Consider the following 14,735-nt stretch of genomic DNA (forward strand, 5'->3'; position numbering starts at 1 on the left):
TGATTCCTCCTAGTTTAAAACATCAACCCTATTTTTTCTGATTTTCTTTAAAAATACATATCCCACAAAACATGAAATTATTTCAGTAATTGGAAATGCCCACCAGATCAACGAAACTCCCATCTGACCATTTCTGACAAACAGAGAAAAGATTCCCGCCAGTGGCAGGATAATAATCAGCTGTCTCAAAAGTGAAATCACCAGTGATTCCAGGCCACCATCCAATGCCTGGTAAATTCCCTGATAAGCAACATTAATTCCGGCAAACAAGAAACTCACTGAAATCACTCTCATCGCGGCAATAAAATATTCTCTTGACTGTCCTGCATTAAACAGCATTGCAAATGCTCCGGGGAAAATTTCCGTAATTGCAATTCCCAGAATCATTAATGCAATGGTATAAATAAGTCCATATTTGATACCATCCTGAATTCTCTTTTTACTTCTCATTCCATAAGCAAATGCAATGATCGGAGTGATCGCATCTCGCAGACCAAAAGCAAGGAAGAGAACAGACTGCTGGACTTTATAGAACAATCCATAGGCTGTCTGTGCTGATGGATTGAACTTCAGGATCAGATTCATCACATAAACCATAATAGACATCAGAGCCTGCGCAATAATTGCCGGAAGTCCGATTGCATAGATTTCTTTTATAACACCAGCATTCGGTTTCATGTATTTCGGTCCATGCCCGAATTCCCTGTTCAGTTTCATATGAAAAATAAGCAGCAATACAGCAGAAGCAACCTGACCAATTACAGTTGCGTAAGCTGCACCTTTCACTCCCATTTCAGGGCAAGGTCCAATACCGTAGATCATGATCGGATCGAGAATAATATTTACAACAGCACCAACCACCTGTCCGATTGTAGAATAAAGAGAACGACCTGTTGCCTGTAATAGCTTTTCAAATAAAGAAAAGAAAATAATACCAAAAGAAATCACACAGCATATACGCAGATAACTGACTCCCATTTCAAGTACTTCTGCATCAACTGTCTGTGATGAAATATATGCTTTCACTCCAAAAATACCAAACAGTAAGCAGACCACGTAAATGATCACACCCAGGAACAGACTGTTTCCTGCTACCTTTGCAGCCTTTTCCCTGTTTCCCTGTCCAAGTGTCCTTGCAAGAAGTGCATTGGTTCCTACACCTGTTCCGATTCCTACCGCTACCATAAGCATCTGAACCGGAAATACCAGAGTGAGGGCATTTAATGCAGCTTCACTGCCCACTCTCATATTTCCTACAAACGCACTGTCTACAATGTTATAGACCGCCTGCAATGCCATGGATAAGATCATAGGGATTCCCATCTGGATCATCAGCTTATTCACCGGCATATCCTTCATCTTGTTACTTTCTGCCATTTTACTTTAACTCCTCTCTTTTCTGCGCAAAAAAGTGCGCACCCTGTCACATAAGCTGGACTTACGCTGACAGGCTACACACTTTTTCATGGCAAATATTCTATTTTAACAAAAGAAAAACGAGTAGCATGAAACTGGATTTACGCTCATCTGCTACTCGTTCGTTATCATTATATTTCCTGTTTTTTTAAAAGTCAAACAAAATATTTTTTATAATGCACATCAATCTATTTTATTTTGATTGATGTAATCAATAATCGTTTTACAGATTTCCTGCTTTGGCTTTTCAAGTGCAACTCCCAGTTCCATATATAACAGATTTTCTGCTATCTGGAAATACCTTGCATCTGTAGCAGTACATTTTTTCCCTTGTGCAAGTCTTTTCTGCTTCCGCTGATAAATCATTTTTATAATGGCAACTAATGCCTCAGGGTTATTTGCTCTTACTGCTTCTTTATAATTTTGTTCCCTCATTTTTTCATTGTTTGTCCATGCTGTCGGGATATCCGGAATTCGTTTGATCAGATTCCAGGCTTCTTCTTTTGTCAGACATAATCTCAGTCTTGAATCTGAGCTTGAAACAGGAACATATATTTTGTCCTTTTCATCTTCTACTGGTTTCATCAGATAATATAACTTATCGTTTTTTTCATCCTGCGGATTCAAATATAAAATATTTTCTATTTTACAGATACCTGTAACTGGTTTGCTGACAAAGTCTCCAATTTCATATTTCACAAAATCCACTCCTTGCTGACCGGCATTCTTATTCTGTAAAAGTATAACGTACCAAAGAACCCTGATTGTCTCCTGTTACTATTACAACATCTCCACTCTCGTTGCGTATGGATTCCAGAATCGGAAATCTTCCATTTTCTTTTACATAAGCTTCCGGGCTGGCTGCTTCTGCCTCGATCAAAGTTTTTTTACTGTACTGTTCTCCTCCACACGGATTTATATCCTCAATAAAAATTTCATGCTCATGCATATGCAGTTCCTCCTGAAATTCATTTTATAAAAACAAGCAGCATAACTGTTGTTTTCCGACTCATTACCATTACGCTACTCGCCCTTATTTTTATTATAAAGCCATTTTACTTTGATTTCAAAAGCGTTTTTTGCTAAAAATGTATCTTCTGTTTTTGGGCATTATTACTATGTATTTACATATTGTAATTTCAACTTCCGATTTACCCCTGCATATCTTTGCTTGGTTATAGGCTTATGTTACCTGTAATTATAACTGATTTCTTTTCATTTGATAATGCACTTTTCGGCACCAAAAAGTGCCCCCTGTATAGCAAAAGTGACGGCAGATATTGCCTGAAAAACCACCTGGGAAAAAGTTTCATTTTGATACTTTATATGTTAAAATGAAACATATCGTATCAAGTGAGGGGTTTTACAGATGTCTAAAAAGAAATATAGTCTGAATACAATTTACATCTCTGAGCGTCTGCAGGAGAATCTGAAGCCGATTTCACAATCTGCATTCACTGCTGTGACCGCTCCCATGGGATATGGAAAAACAACTGCTATCAACTGGTATCTGGACAAACAGAGCAAAAACGGAAATTCCTGTGTGATCCGGATCAGTATTTATTCTGATAATCTGTCTGTTTTCTGGCAGAGCGTTCAGAAGGCATTTGCCTTCGCAGGGCTTGATTTTCTGGATAATTATAGCTGCCCTTCAGATGCTGCCGGTGCCGGGATGCTTGCTGATGAGCTTTGTTATTCCCTGAGCAGTCAGACCTCTTACTACATTTTTATTGATGATTTTCATCTGCTGGGTGAACCTCATGTTGCAGATTATTTTTGTATGCTTGCCAACAGACTGCCTGAAAATATCCACCTGATCGTATCCGGCAGAAATGCTTTTCTGTCCGGAAAAGAAATTCTCCGTCTTGGCAAAAAATTATATCAGATCCATACAAGGGATCTGTGTCTGAATCGGCAGGAGCTTTCTGTCTATACCCATCGCTGCGGTGCCAGCCTGAACGAAGATCAGTTGAACACGCTTCTCTATTCCAGTGAGGGATGGTTCTCTGCAGTCTATCTGAATCTCTGTACCTTTTTTGAAAACGGACACTTTCCCGACCATACTTCTAACATTTATGATATGTTTTCCTCTGCCATGATCGCACCCCTTTCTGATGCGCAGCAGGAATTTCTCACTGTTATGGGACTTGCAGATGAATTTACCGTTGAAATGGCACTTTTTATTACAGGGAATCCGAAAGCCGGACAGATTCTTTCCCTTATGACCAGGCAGAATGCTTTTATCACTCCTTTGCCCGATGAAGTCAGCTTCCGTTTTCACCATATGATGAAGGAATGTACACAGCGTGCCTTTGCCATGCTTTCCCATGAAAAACAGACAGATTTCCGGAATCGTTACGGACAATGGTATGAATCCCGGGGACAGTTCCTGCAGGCACTTGCTGCCTATAACAAGGCTCTTAACTATGATGCAGCACTTGCTGTTATCCAAAAGGATGCAGGAATCCTCCTGGCTTCTCTTTCGCCGGAAAAGGTTCTCGCATTTCTTGATGTCTGTCCAACAGAAATCCTGAAGAACAGGCCTCTGGCCCTTCTCGTATTAATGCGCCGTATGTTTACCTGGCATCAGATTCCCAAAATGCTGGAACTGAAGCAGCTTCTGACAGATACCATAGCTGAAGATAACACTTTGTCCGAAGATGAGAGAAAGAATCTCTCCGGAGAATGTGATCTTATTATGAGTTTTCTGATGTATAACGATATCACCGGTATGAGCGTTCTGCACCGTCAGGCCAGTTCCAAAATGACCAGACCTGCCATCAGTATCCGCAAAACAGGAAGCTGGACCTTCGGTTCTCCTTCTGTTCTGATGATGTTTCACCGCAGATCCGGAACCCTGGATGCAGAACTGACAGCTATGAATGAATGTATGCCCCACTATTACAGGATTACCCAGGGACATGGACAGGGTGCGGAATTGCTCATGAATGCAGAGGCAGCATTTATGCAGGGGAATTTTTCAGATGCACAGATTCTGCTGGAGCAGACTTATTCCACCATTGCATCAAACGGACAGCACAATATTTCGCTCTGCTGTGATTTCCTTGCTGCAAGGCTTTCCCTTTTTCAGGAGAGTGTCACCTTTGTGAAGAACCCTGAAGTAAAGCGTAAGGAGCTTCTGTCTCTCCACAATATGATGTGGCTGAATATTTTTGACAGTACTTATGCTTACTACTATGCATTAATTAGAATGCCGGAAAAGATTCCTGCATTATTTAAAGACCATATGTTATCCACTGTCAGCTTTCTTTCTCCCTGCAGACCTATGATGGAAATGATCGAGAATCAGGTCTTTCTTTCACAGAAAATGTACGCAAAAGTTATAGGCAGAAGCGAAACGCTTCTGCCTGTCTGTGAGAAAATGCACTATGAACTTGTGTCTCTCCACGTTCAGATCCAGACCGCTGCTGCTTACGCAATGCTGGGCAAACATCATGATGCACGACAGCTTCTGCAGAAAGCCTTAGGACACGCCATGCCGGATGGCTTTCTGATTCCTTTTGTAGAAAATTATACCTATATCAAGGACGTGCTGGGCAGTATTAATTCCATAGCATCAGAGCCTTTCACAGACCGGATCCTTTCCCTTGGTTCTGTTTATGAACAACACTGCCTCCGCCTGTCCAGCCGTAATTCCAGACCTGAGATCCTAAATATGTTGAACAGCAGAGAAGCAGAAATCGCAGCTTTGATCACCGACCGTCTGAGCAACCGCGAAATCGCAGAGAGGTTATTTCTCTCTGAAGGCACTGTGAAACAATATGTCAACCAGATTTATTCCAAGTTGATGATCAACGGTGATACACGCACCAAAAGGAAACAACTGGCAGAGCTGATTTCTTCCATAAACAAGGGCCTTACCTGACACTTTGAGAAAAAAAGCAAGGAAATCCACATGACCAAAGTCTTGCGATTTCCTTGCGATTTGGCAAGAATTACAAATTTAAAGTTTTTTACTTATTTGCATTTCTGATAGTATTTAAATACTGTTGGATTTCTTCTTGTTCGGGCATTACTCGCAGCGCACCTTTTCTTGTAGTAATGATAGAAGCTGCTACATTGGCAAAATTTAACATTTCTGTCAGATCATCCTCTTTCAGTCCATCTATTCCATGCTCACAAATATAGTGTAACACACAACCACAAAAAGTATCTCCTGCTCCTGTTGTCTCTATCGTACTTTTCTGTAAAAATGGTTTTGCTTCTACCACTAATCCATTATAATAGGCACGACTGCCCGCCTTTCCCATAGATACAAGAATCATCGGAATCTCATATCTTTCTCGGATCCAGTTTACACCGGCAGTATAGTCTTCTTCTCCTGTCAGCCATTGGATCTCATTATCTGATATTTTCAAAATCCGACACTGTTCAAGACCATATAGTACTTGTTCTTTCGCCTCCTCCAGTGACTCCCAGAGTGGTGGACGCAAGTTTGGATCAAATGAAATAACAGCCCCTGCTTCCTTCGCAATACGAATTGCTTCTTTTGTCGCTTCCCGCACTCCTTCATGAGTCATAGACAAGGTACCAAAATGGAAAATCCCTGTCTCTTTGAGAATATCCTCGGGAATCTCAGTTTTATTCAGCATCATGTCTGCTCCCGGATTACGATAGAAGGAAAAATCCCTATCTCCATCCGGATATGTATGTACCATAGCAAGCGTAGTATGAATTTTTTCATCTGTACATAAGCCAATGTCATCAATTCCTGCTTCTTTTATGGCTGCTCTCAACTGATCTCCAAAAAAATCATTACCAACCTTACCAATAAATGCTGTATTATGTCCCAATTTAGCTAACATCGCAAGCACATTACAGGGTGCACCTCCTGGATTAGCTTCAAAAATCGGATTTCCCTGATTACTTTTTCCATTTTCAGTAAAGTCGATCAATAATTCTCCTAGCGCTGTTACATCATATTTTTTCATATATTACTCCTATCTGTCAGGATTTCTCATATCATCGTCTATATACTTTATCCAACAACGCTTTATTATAATAAATCATATTTCACTATATCAAGCTTAGCTGCACCATCAGCAAAGAAAGAAATCCCCTTTGCTTCCTGCTTTGTAAGAATAACCGCAGACATAACCTGCTCGCCGTCATTAATAAATACTTCCACACTAAACTTATCCAAAATCACACGCAGTTTTAGTTCATTGCTGTCACCGTTTACCAGACAACTGCTCTGATGAACCAGCGCCCGTTCGCTTCCTGAGAATTTTCTATCGATTTTTAAAACAGATTCATCCGGACGGAAGCATAATGTAGAATGATATTTCTCATTCTCTGCAAAACAGAGTTCAAATTTTTTATAAAGATTGTCTTTATCTGCCGGTCGTATCACAAGTTCCAGATCTACCGTTCGTCCTTCAATCTGATCCAGTGTGAGCCTGGTATCTTTTATCACAACATTGTTATACTCGACTTTGTTTGCACGCATGGCATTAAGTTCTCTGACCGGAACCTGATACAATCTTCCGTTTTTAACAGACAGTTCTCTTGGAAGACTCATTTGTGCGAACCATCCAGAGTCATTGCATCGATATGCAAGCGTATCCCAGTTCTGCATCCAGGCGATCATAATTCTTCGTCCATCCGGTGCAAGCAGTGTCTGCATTGCGTAATAGTCAATTCCGTAATCAACACCTTGACAAAACTGTTCCTTTAAAGTATGTGTCTCAGGATCCAACTCCCCAATAATACATAACGTTCCATTTCCATTATGAAATTCTAATCCTTCCGGAAGCATATCCTGTGGACTTGTCAGAAGCACATATTTGCCATCCAGTTCAAAGAAATCCGGGCATTCCCACATTTTTCCATAACGATTTTGATTCTTTGCCAGAATGCTTACAAATTCCCATTCAAAGCCATTTTTACTTCTGTAAAGAAGGATCTGTCCGCTTCCATCAGCCGGACGACTTCCTATAACACAATAAAAGTTTCCATCGTTCCCTTTCCAGATTTTGGGATCACGAAAGTCTACTTTACTAGCCCCCTTTGGAAGATCTTTGGCTGTCAGAACCGGATTCTTATCATACTTTTCATAATCCTTACCATCTCCAACTGCCACTGCCTGTGTCTGAATATCCCTTACAGTTCCGTCTTCCAGTTTCTCCTGATTTACAGAAGTATACATAAGCAACTGTCTGCCATCCTCTAATTCTATGGCACTTCCTGAAAAACAGCCGAATTTATCATAATCTTCATCCGGTGCCAATGCAGTCGGAACATAGTTCCAATGCAATAAATCCTTACTCACTACATGTCCCCAGTGCATACTGTCCCAATGTGTGCTATACGGATTATACTGGTAGAACAAATGATACTCTCCTTTATAATAGGAAAATCCATTTGGATCATTCATCCAGCCAACATAAGGAGTTATATGAAAGGCTGGTCTTTCTTCCTCTTTGATCTGCTGTCCCTGTATAAATTCATATTTTCTTGCCTTTTCCAACATTTCGCTCATATAGTTCCTCCTGTCAAAATGATATCTTCTCTTATTTTTCACTGCTTAATGAATCCTGATACTGGTCAAAATATTTTTGCTTGATTGAAAGGTAATCGGAAAGCCCGTACTTCTCCATTTTTTTCAGATAAGAATCCCATTCTTCATCAATTCCTCCGTTCAGGATCCAATCTGCTTTCTTCTGTTCTGCATATTTCTTAATATCTGTATCATACTGTGACACTTTGTTTGTATCATCAATACTCATAAATACATTAGGATAAACATATTTGCTGTTCATATCCTGTAAATATGTCTCATGCATATTATCCAGACGCCATTTCGCATCTTCCGGCTGTGTTACATATACGCCATAATATTCATTTAATATAGCGAGAGGACCATTTACAGATTGCGCTTCACGTACTTCCACCGGTGACTGATCTCCTAAGTCCATATGCTTTAACATTTTTTCGCCATCTTTGTTTACAGACAGCTCAAAAATATTAAAGGAATCCTTCTCTCCATAGGTTCCCCAGTTATTTTGCGGAGACTGAAGGGGTGCATACATCTGATCGATCCATGCGGCAGCAAGTGCCGTGTTACGGCAGCTGGTAGTAAGCACACATCTTCCTCTGTCAAAACCGCTGGTCTCACTGTTGTTCTGTCTGGTGATATTTCTCATTCCATCCGGTCCGGTCAGTGCCGGAAGCATCACATAATCCGTATTGTTGTCTATATTAGCAATATCCCATGTGAAGCAAAGTCCATAACGGTGATTCTTTCCTTTTGCAACATAAGTAGACCATTCCTGTGTAAATGCTTCCGGATCGATCAGATTCTCTGTCACAAGTTTATGCAGCCATTTGATACCTTCTTTGTATCCTTCCTGAACCGTTGTATAAATCACCTTACCTTCATCTGTTACAGCAAAATGATCTCCTGTGTCCCCATAACCATCTCCGAATCCATTTATTAAGATTGAAGGATCCTGATCTCCGTTATTGATAATAAATGACATTGGTATTACATCACCTTCAATGGAAAACTCTTGTTTCAGATCATCTGCATGATCTCGAAATTGAATCAGTACCTGCTCCAGTTCATCTGTTGTGGTTGGAATCTCAAGACCAAGATAATCAAGCCATTTCTTATTAATATAAGGAATATCTCCAATGGCCTGAATTGCTTCTTTTCCGGAACCAAGCTGTTCAATCCACGGAAAAGAGTAAATATGTCCATCCGGTGCTGTACACATGGTTCTGTATTCCGGGTATTTTTCAAACACAGCCTGAAGGTTTGGCATATATTTGTCAATCAGATTTTCCAGCGGAATAATTATTCCCTGCTTTGCATAACGTAACAGATCATAATCACTCATGCCTGCATTAAACAGTCCATCCGGCAGATTTCCAAACTGAGCCAACGCCAGATTCTTTTTATCTGAAAACTGATCTGATACAAAGCAGGTCCAGTCAATATGAACATTTGTCTGTTCTTCCATTCTCTGGAAAATCACTCTTTTATTTGGATCCTGTGTTGAAGTGGCCGGTGCACTGGTAATAAAAGAAAGCTCCTCTGTTTCTTTCAATGGAAACTGTACATCCGATACCGGTGTATCCGGATTAATCTCAGCATCAAGCCTCTGCTGTTTTCCACACCCCATTATACTTACCATCATTGTTAAAGAAAGTCCAAGTGCAAGCAAACTTCTTACTCTGTTTTTCTTCATATCTGTATCATTCCTTTCTTTAGCCTTTTACCGATCCAACCATAATTCCTTTATCAAAATATTTCTGGAAAAATGGATACATCACTAAAAGTGGTAAACTTGATACTACAATTGTTGCATATTTCAACTGTTCTGCTACCTTTGCCATCTCTGCTGTGCTTTGGATATCTGCAATCATTCCCGGCTGTGGAGTATTCTGCACCAGGATTGAACGCAGTACCAGCTGCAGTGGCTGAAGATTTGCATCGTTCAGATAAATCATCGCATCAAAGTAGCTATTCCACATTCCGACAAATGACCACAGTGCCAGTACTGCAATGATCGGTTTACATACCGGCATCATAATTTTGAAAAAATGCTGGATTTCATTAGCACCGTCAATTGCAGATGCTTCTCTTAATTCTGCCGGAATTGACTGATAATAAGTTCTTGCAAGAATCATATTCCAAACGTTAAATGCTCCCGGAATCAAAACCGCCCATACTGTATTTACCATATGCAGCTGATTGATCAAAATAAATGTTGGAATCATTCCTCCCCCAAAAAACATTGTGATCAGAAAAATCAGATTAAAAAATTTTCTTCCCACGAATTCTTTTTTAGACAGAGGAAAGGCTGCCAGTAATGTTACAAAAACTGAGATCACTGTAAATGCAAATGAATACAGAAAAGAATTCAAAAATCCGCGCCAGATCATCTCATTCTCCAGTACTCTTCTATAAGCATCCAAAGTCCAGTCCTTAATATCAGAGCTCAGTCCCTGATTATTCAAAACAGTAGGATCCATAAAAGATGCAAGCACTACATATATAATTGGAATCGCAATAGAAAGTACAAACAGTCCAAGAATCGTGAATCCAATTCCAAGGATCAGACGATCTGTCCTTGAATATTTTCTCTTCTTTTTCTCCATCTTCTCTTCCTCCTATAATCCCTCTCCATCATTCAGCTTCTTTACAACCCAGTTTACAAAAATCAACAGAATTACATTTACAACTGAATTAAACAGACCTACCGCCGTAGAATAACCATAATCACCGTTCAAAAGACCGATGCGATATACATATGTAGATAAAATTTCTGATGCCGGCAGGTTCATATCTGTCTGCAATGCATATGCCTTCTCAAATCCAATGCTCATAATATTTCCTGCCTGCAGGATAAACTGAATTACAATAATGTTCTTAATCGCCGGAAGCTCCACGTACCAGATCTGCTGCAAAAGGTTTGCACCATCCATAACTGCCGCTTCTTCCAACTCTTTGCTCGCATTAGATAATGCTGCAGTATACATAATAGATGCCCAGCCTGCAGTCTGCCAGATTCCACTTGCTATATAAATAGTACGGAAAGCAGATGGCATTGTCATCCAGTTTGTGCTAATCCCAAGCAGCCTGTTCAAAGGTCCTACCGGTGATAACAGCATACGAACCATACCACAAAGTACTATTACAGATATAAAATTCGGCATATAGATCAGAAGCTGTACTTTTTTCTTGATCCCCGTTTTTTGAATACGATTCATAAGTAATGCCAGAATAATCGGAACCGGAAATCCCCATAATAATCCATAGATACTCAGCTTTAATGTATTCATCAGATAGTTCATAAAATCCGGTGATGATAAAAAACGTCTGAAATATTCAAGTCCAACCCATGGACTTCCAAGTACTCCCTTGATTACATTATAATCTTCAAACGCAATCAAAAGCCCTCCCATCGGAAGATACTTAAAAATGATTGTCAGTAAAAGTCCCGGCATTAAGAAAAAAAGATATAACTGCCAGTTTTTCTTCACATACGTAACCTTATTTCTCCACGTCTGCTTGCTTACGGGCTTTGCTTGGTTCTGCACTGTTTTCATGCACTTTTTCCTCCATTCCTTTCATACATTGTTCACGAAACCGGTTAAGTAACCGGTTACTTTATAATCTGATGTTACTACATCACACACTCTCTGTCAACACTTTTCTTCATTAAAATAACCGGTTACGTAATCGGTTATTTTAATATTGCCTTTTTGTATAATAATTGCTATACTTAAAAAAATATTTGCATTTATTTATAAGGAGAATAAGTTTCATGTCAAAAAAACAGGTGACATTTGCAGATATTGCAGCATATACCCATTTTTCAAAAACTACAATATCAAGATATTTCAATCATCCTGATTCCCTTACACTTGAAAATCAGGAAAAAATTTCTCAGGCCCTTGATACCCTTGGATATAAAAAAAATAAACTTGCAAAAGTTCTGGCGAATGGAAAAAGTGAATTTATCGGAATCATTATTCCGAATCTTTATCTGCATTATTATTCTGAAATGCTGACACAGCTGCTGTCCAGCTACAGTGATTATCACTACAAATTTCTCATCTTTAGCAGTGAACATGAGGCTGAAGAAGAACAGCAATATATTGAAGAGCTCCTATCCTATCAGATTGAAGGTCTCATTGTTTTAAGTCATACGCTGTCATCAAAACAATTATCCTCCTATCAGATTCCCATCGTTGCCATTGAACGTGAAGCGGAATATATCAGCAGTGTTACCACTGACACCTATATGGGTGCGCTTCAGGCTACCACTCTGCTGATCCGTGATAAATGTGATATACTGATCCACATCAATGTCAATGTTGAGAAAGCAGTTCCTGCTTACGACCGTATTCGCGCATTTAAGGAAACCTGTGAAGAATATCAGGTTCCTTATGATATTGATCTAAGTGTAAGCGGTAATTCTTATCAGGAAATTTTAAATGAAATAAGACGTATTTTTACAAGAATAGAAGAGAAATATCCCAATCAAAAAAAAGGCATTTTCCTTGCCAACGATACTTATGCAAACATGTTTCTTAACCTGATTTTCCAGAAATACCGAGAATTACCCTCTTTCTATGAAATCATAGGATTTGATAATTCTCCCATTGCCAGTGAGGCAATTCTCCCAATCACAACTGTTGGTCAGCAGATTGACATTATTGCACAGACTGCCATGGAGCTTCTGGTTCAACAGATGGAAGAACAAAAAAAACGTTCCCCTAAACCACTGGAAAAGCCTGTCCATAAACAGATTACTCCAATATTGATTCGCCGTAATACAACCAGTTAAAACTAACCTTTCATTTTTCTCCGGAATACAATCTGCCCCAGAAATATTTCTGCCATATCGGATATTGGAATACTTAATTATTTTGGCAAAAAGGGGATGCCGAAAAGTGGTATTAACCGGCATCCCCTTTATTGATTGTATTATCTTATTTCATATGATCTTTTTCAGTTATTTTGCGAATAACCCGGCATGGATTTCCGGCAGCCAGACTATATGGAGGAATGTCCCTTGTCACAACACTTCCTGCTCCTATTACACATCCCTCTCCTATGGTAACACCACCACAAACAACCACATTGGATGCCAGCCAGCAATTATTTTTTATAGTAATTGGTTTCGCATATTCAAAATTATAAAAGCTTCCATCTTCTCTTTTTCTGATATTACGTTCTTCAGGTAAAAATGGGTGCATGGGAGTTGCCAATGTGACATTGGGACCAATCATCACATTATCCCCTATATGTATTTCACATACGTCTAAACAGGTGAAATTAAAATTGGCAGAACTGAATTTTACAAAGAAAGTATTACATCCATAATCAAAATAGACAGGTGCCTGTAAATACGGAAGTTCCTCTGTTGCCGGCAATAATTCACGCAATATCTGCGCTTGCTCTTCTTGCTGATCTTCATCTGTCAAATTATATTTTCTTGCTAATTTACGCGCATTCAAACGTAATTGTTCCAATTCTTTATCCGTTGGATCATATAACTCTCCACTTACCATTTTTTCTCTTTCTGTCATTTCTGATAGCCTCCAGTAAAAATTTTATTACCAAGTTAGTTATTTCCGAGTACTTGATAAGTTTTTCCTACTGCAATAATATATAGATAAGGAGAATCACTGTCAATGATCATGTGGTACAACCCCTAACAGTTCCAGTCCCTGATTTCGGATTTCTTCCAGAGTTCCGGCATCCAGTTTTCCATCCGGAACACGATTCACGATTAATCCAGTTTTCTGTGGTTTAAAGTTTAACTCCTTCATCAGCTTTGCAATACGTCCGGCTGCCTGAACACCTCTTCTGGAACAGTCACTTACAAGAATGGCAACTTCCATCATTGGCAGGATTCCTCTGCTGATATGTTCCATACCTGCTTCGTTATCAACCACAATATATGGATAATGACTTTGCAGTTTCTGAACCTGGGTCTGCACAAGGCCATTTACAAAACAATAGCAGCCCTGTCCCTGGGTTCGTCCCATTACCATCAAATCATAATCGTCTTCTTCTGCAATCGCATCAGAAAGACGCATTTCCAGATATGCCTGTTTTGTCATACCGGAGGGAATCTGATATCGTGGGTCTACGCCTGCCCGCTCAATTTCTTCTCTCAGCTCCCCAAGTGTGATCTCCGGCTCAACACCGAGCACTTCGTTCAAATTTGCATTTGCATCTGCATCCACCGCCAGGACCGGACGTTTTCCGCTTTCACATAAATACTGGATCAGCAATCCACAAAGAATTGTTTTTCCTACGCCGCCTTTTCCTGATACTGCAATTACATGTCCCATGTTTTTCCTCCTAAAACTCTGAACAATCTGTTGACTTTTTCTTTAAACCTCATTATAGTTGTTACTATATAAATTACAATAATCAGTCTGTGAGATTTGTATGGTTACTCAACACATCAAAAAATTGTTGAGGAATCATATGATCCCAAATAATACAGGAGTATATAATGTCAGAAAAAACAAGATCGCCGTACCCGCTATACCAGACAAACCATAAAAGATACGTTCTTAGAATTGTTAAAGCAGAAAAGTTTTACGAAAATTACAGTTACAGAGGTCTGCAAAAATGCTGAAATCAACCGTGGCACTTTTTATCTTCATTACTACGATATCTATGATGTATTATCAGATATTTTTAATGATATGACTCAGGATATGTTAACAACTGTAGATCATTTATTCTGTCTAAATCAAAAAAGCTGTTCCTATCCGTTCTGTCAGAAAATACAGATGGAATCACAATACAGGGCACTGTTTCTGGA

General features: G+C 39.5%; 13 protein-coding genes. 3 read left to right on the forward strand and 10 right to left on the reverse strand.

Translation table 11 applies throughout. The features are described 5' to 3' along the window. Positions 1 to 9: 9 nt before the first annotated feature. The 3 genes from ACTNES_RS10765 to ACTNES_RS10775 all read right to left on the reverse strand — a co-directional run bounded on the left by ACTNES_RS10765 (position 10) and on the right by ACTNES_RS10775 (position 2,365). Entirely contained in the window at positions 10 to 1,377 is a 1,368-nt protein-coding gene (locus ACTNES_RS10765; RefSeq protein ID WP_441039264.1) for an MATE family efflux transporter, read from the reverse strand. Positions 1,378 to 1,599: 222 nt separating this feature from the next. Next, on the reverse strand, positions 1,600 to 2,115 hold the full coding sequence (locus ACTNES_RS10770; RefSeq protein WP_300335456.1) for a CarD family transcriptional regulator: 516 nt from the start codon (positions 2,113 to 2,115) through the stop codon (positions 1,600 to 1,602). A gap of 28 nt (positions 2,116 to 2,143) precedes the next feature. Then, positions 2,144 to 2,365, reverse strand: a complete 222-nt coding sequence (locus ACTNES_RS10775; RefSeq protein ID WP_441039265.1) for a hypothetical protein — start codon at positions 2,363 to 2,365, stop codon at positions 2,144 to 2,146. 420 nt (positions 2,366 to 2,785) lie between these two features. Here ACTNES_RS10775 and ACTNES_RS10780 point away from each other — a divergent pair, with 420 nt between their 5' ends. Then, a complete protein-coding gene (locus ACTNES_RS10780) occupies positions 2,786 to 5,302 on the forward strand; it encodes a LuxR C-terminal-related transcriptional regulator (protein ID WP_300335976.1) in 2,517 nt (838 codons plus the stop codon). An 88-nt stretch (positions 5,303 to 5,390) separates the two neighbouring features. Here ACTNES_RS10780 and ACTNES_RS10785 read toward each other — a convergent pair whose 3' ends face one another. From ACTNES_RS10785 to ACTNES_RS10805, 5 genes are all read right to left on the reverse strand, one after another. After that, positions 5,391 to 6,368 (reverse strand): carbohydrate kinase family protein, encoded by a 978-nt coding sequence (locus ACTNES_RS10785; protein WP_300335978.1) that lies wholly within the window; start codon positions 6,366 to 6,368, stop codon positions 5,391 to 5,393. A 65-nt stretch (positions 6,369 to 6,433) separates the two neighbouring features. Further along, positions 6,434 to 7,918 (reverse strand): glycoside hydrolase family 32 protein, encoded by a 1,485-nt coding sequence (locus tag ACTNES_RS10790; RefSeq protein ID WP_118575674.1) that lies wholly within the window; start codon positions 7,916 to 7,918, stop codon positions 6,434 to 6,436. A gap of 31 nt (positions 7,919 to 7,949) precedes the next feature. Continuing rightward, positions 7,950 to 9,629: an ABC transporter substrate-binding protein gene (locus tag ACTNES_RS10795; protein ID WP_008706701.1), complete on the reverse strand. Its 1,680-nt coding sequence runs from the start codon at positions 9,627 to 9,629 to the stop codon at positions 7,950 to 7,952. 19 nt (positions 9,630 to 9,648) lie between these two features. Next, positions 9,649 to 10,542: a carbohydrate ABC transporter permease gene (locus ACTNES_RS10800; protein ID WP_008706703.1), complete on the reverse strand. Its 894-nt coding sequence runs from the start codon at positions 10,540 to 10,542 to the stop codon at positions 9,649 to 9,651. A 12-nt stretch (positions 10,543 to 10,554) separates the two neighbouring features. Continuing rightward, complete coding sequence (locus ACTNES_RS10805; protein ID WP_008706704.1) at positions 10,555 to 11,493, reverse strand: ABC transporter permease; 939 nt, start codon at positions 11,491 to 11,493, stop codon at positions 10,555 to 10,557. A 218-nt stretch (positions 11,494 to 11,711) separates the two neighbouring features. Here ACTNES_RS10805 and ACTNES_RS10810 point away from each other — a divergent pair, with 218 nt between their 5' ends. After that, entirely contained in the window at positions 11,712 to 12,737 is a 1,026-nt protein-coding gene (locus ACTNES_RS10810; protein ID WP_441039266.1) for a LacI family DNA-binding transcriptional regulator, read from the forward strand. Positions 12,738 to 12,882: 145 nt separating this feature from the next. Here ACTNES_RS10810 and ACTNES_RS10815 read toward each other — a convergent pair whose 3' ends face one another. Both ACTNES_RS10815 and ACTNES_RS10820 read right to left on the reverse strand, forming a co-directional pair. After that, positions 12,883 to 13,482, reverse strand: a complete 600-nt coding sequence (locus tag ACTNES_RS10815; protein ID WP_300335988.1) for a sugar O-acetyltransferase — start codon at positions 13,480 to 13,482, stop codon at positions 12,883 to 12,885. 102 nt (positions 13,483 to 13,584) lie between these two features. Beyond that, on the reverse strand, positions 13,585 to 14,253 hold the full coding sequence (locus tag ACTNES_RS10820) for a nucleotide-binding protein (RefSeq protein ID WP_441039267.1): 669 nt from the start codon (positions 14,251 to 14,253) through the stop codon (positions 13,585 to 13,587). A gap of 234 nt (positions 14,254 to 14,487) precedes the next feature. On the opposite strand from ACTNES_RS10820, the gene ACTNES_RS10825 reads away from it, so the two are divergent. Next, the coding region (locus ACTNES_RS10825) for a TetR/AcrR family transcriptional regulator (protein ID WP_441039268.1) at positions 14,488 to 14,735 on the forward strand (248 nt) is incomplete at its 3' end.

The sequence above is a fragment of the Blautia sp. HCP3S3_D9 genome (assembly GCF_052063845.1).
Taxonomy (GTDB): Bacteria; Bacillota; Clostridia; order Lachnospirales; family Lachnospiraceae; genus Blautia_A.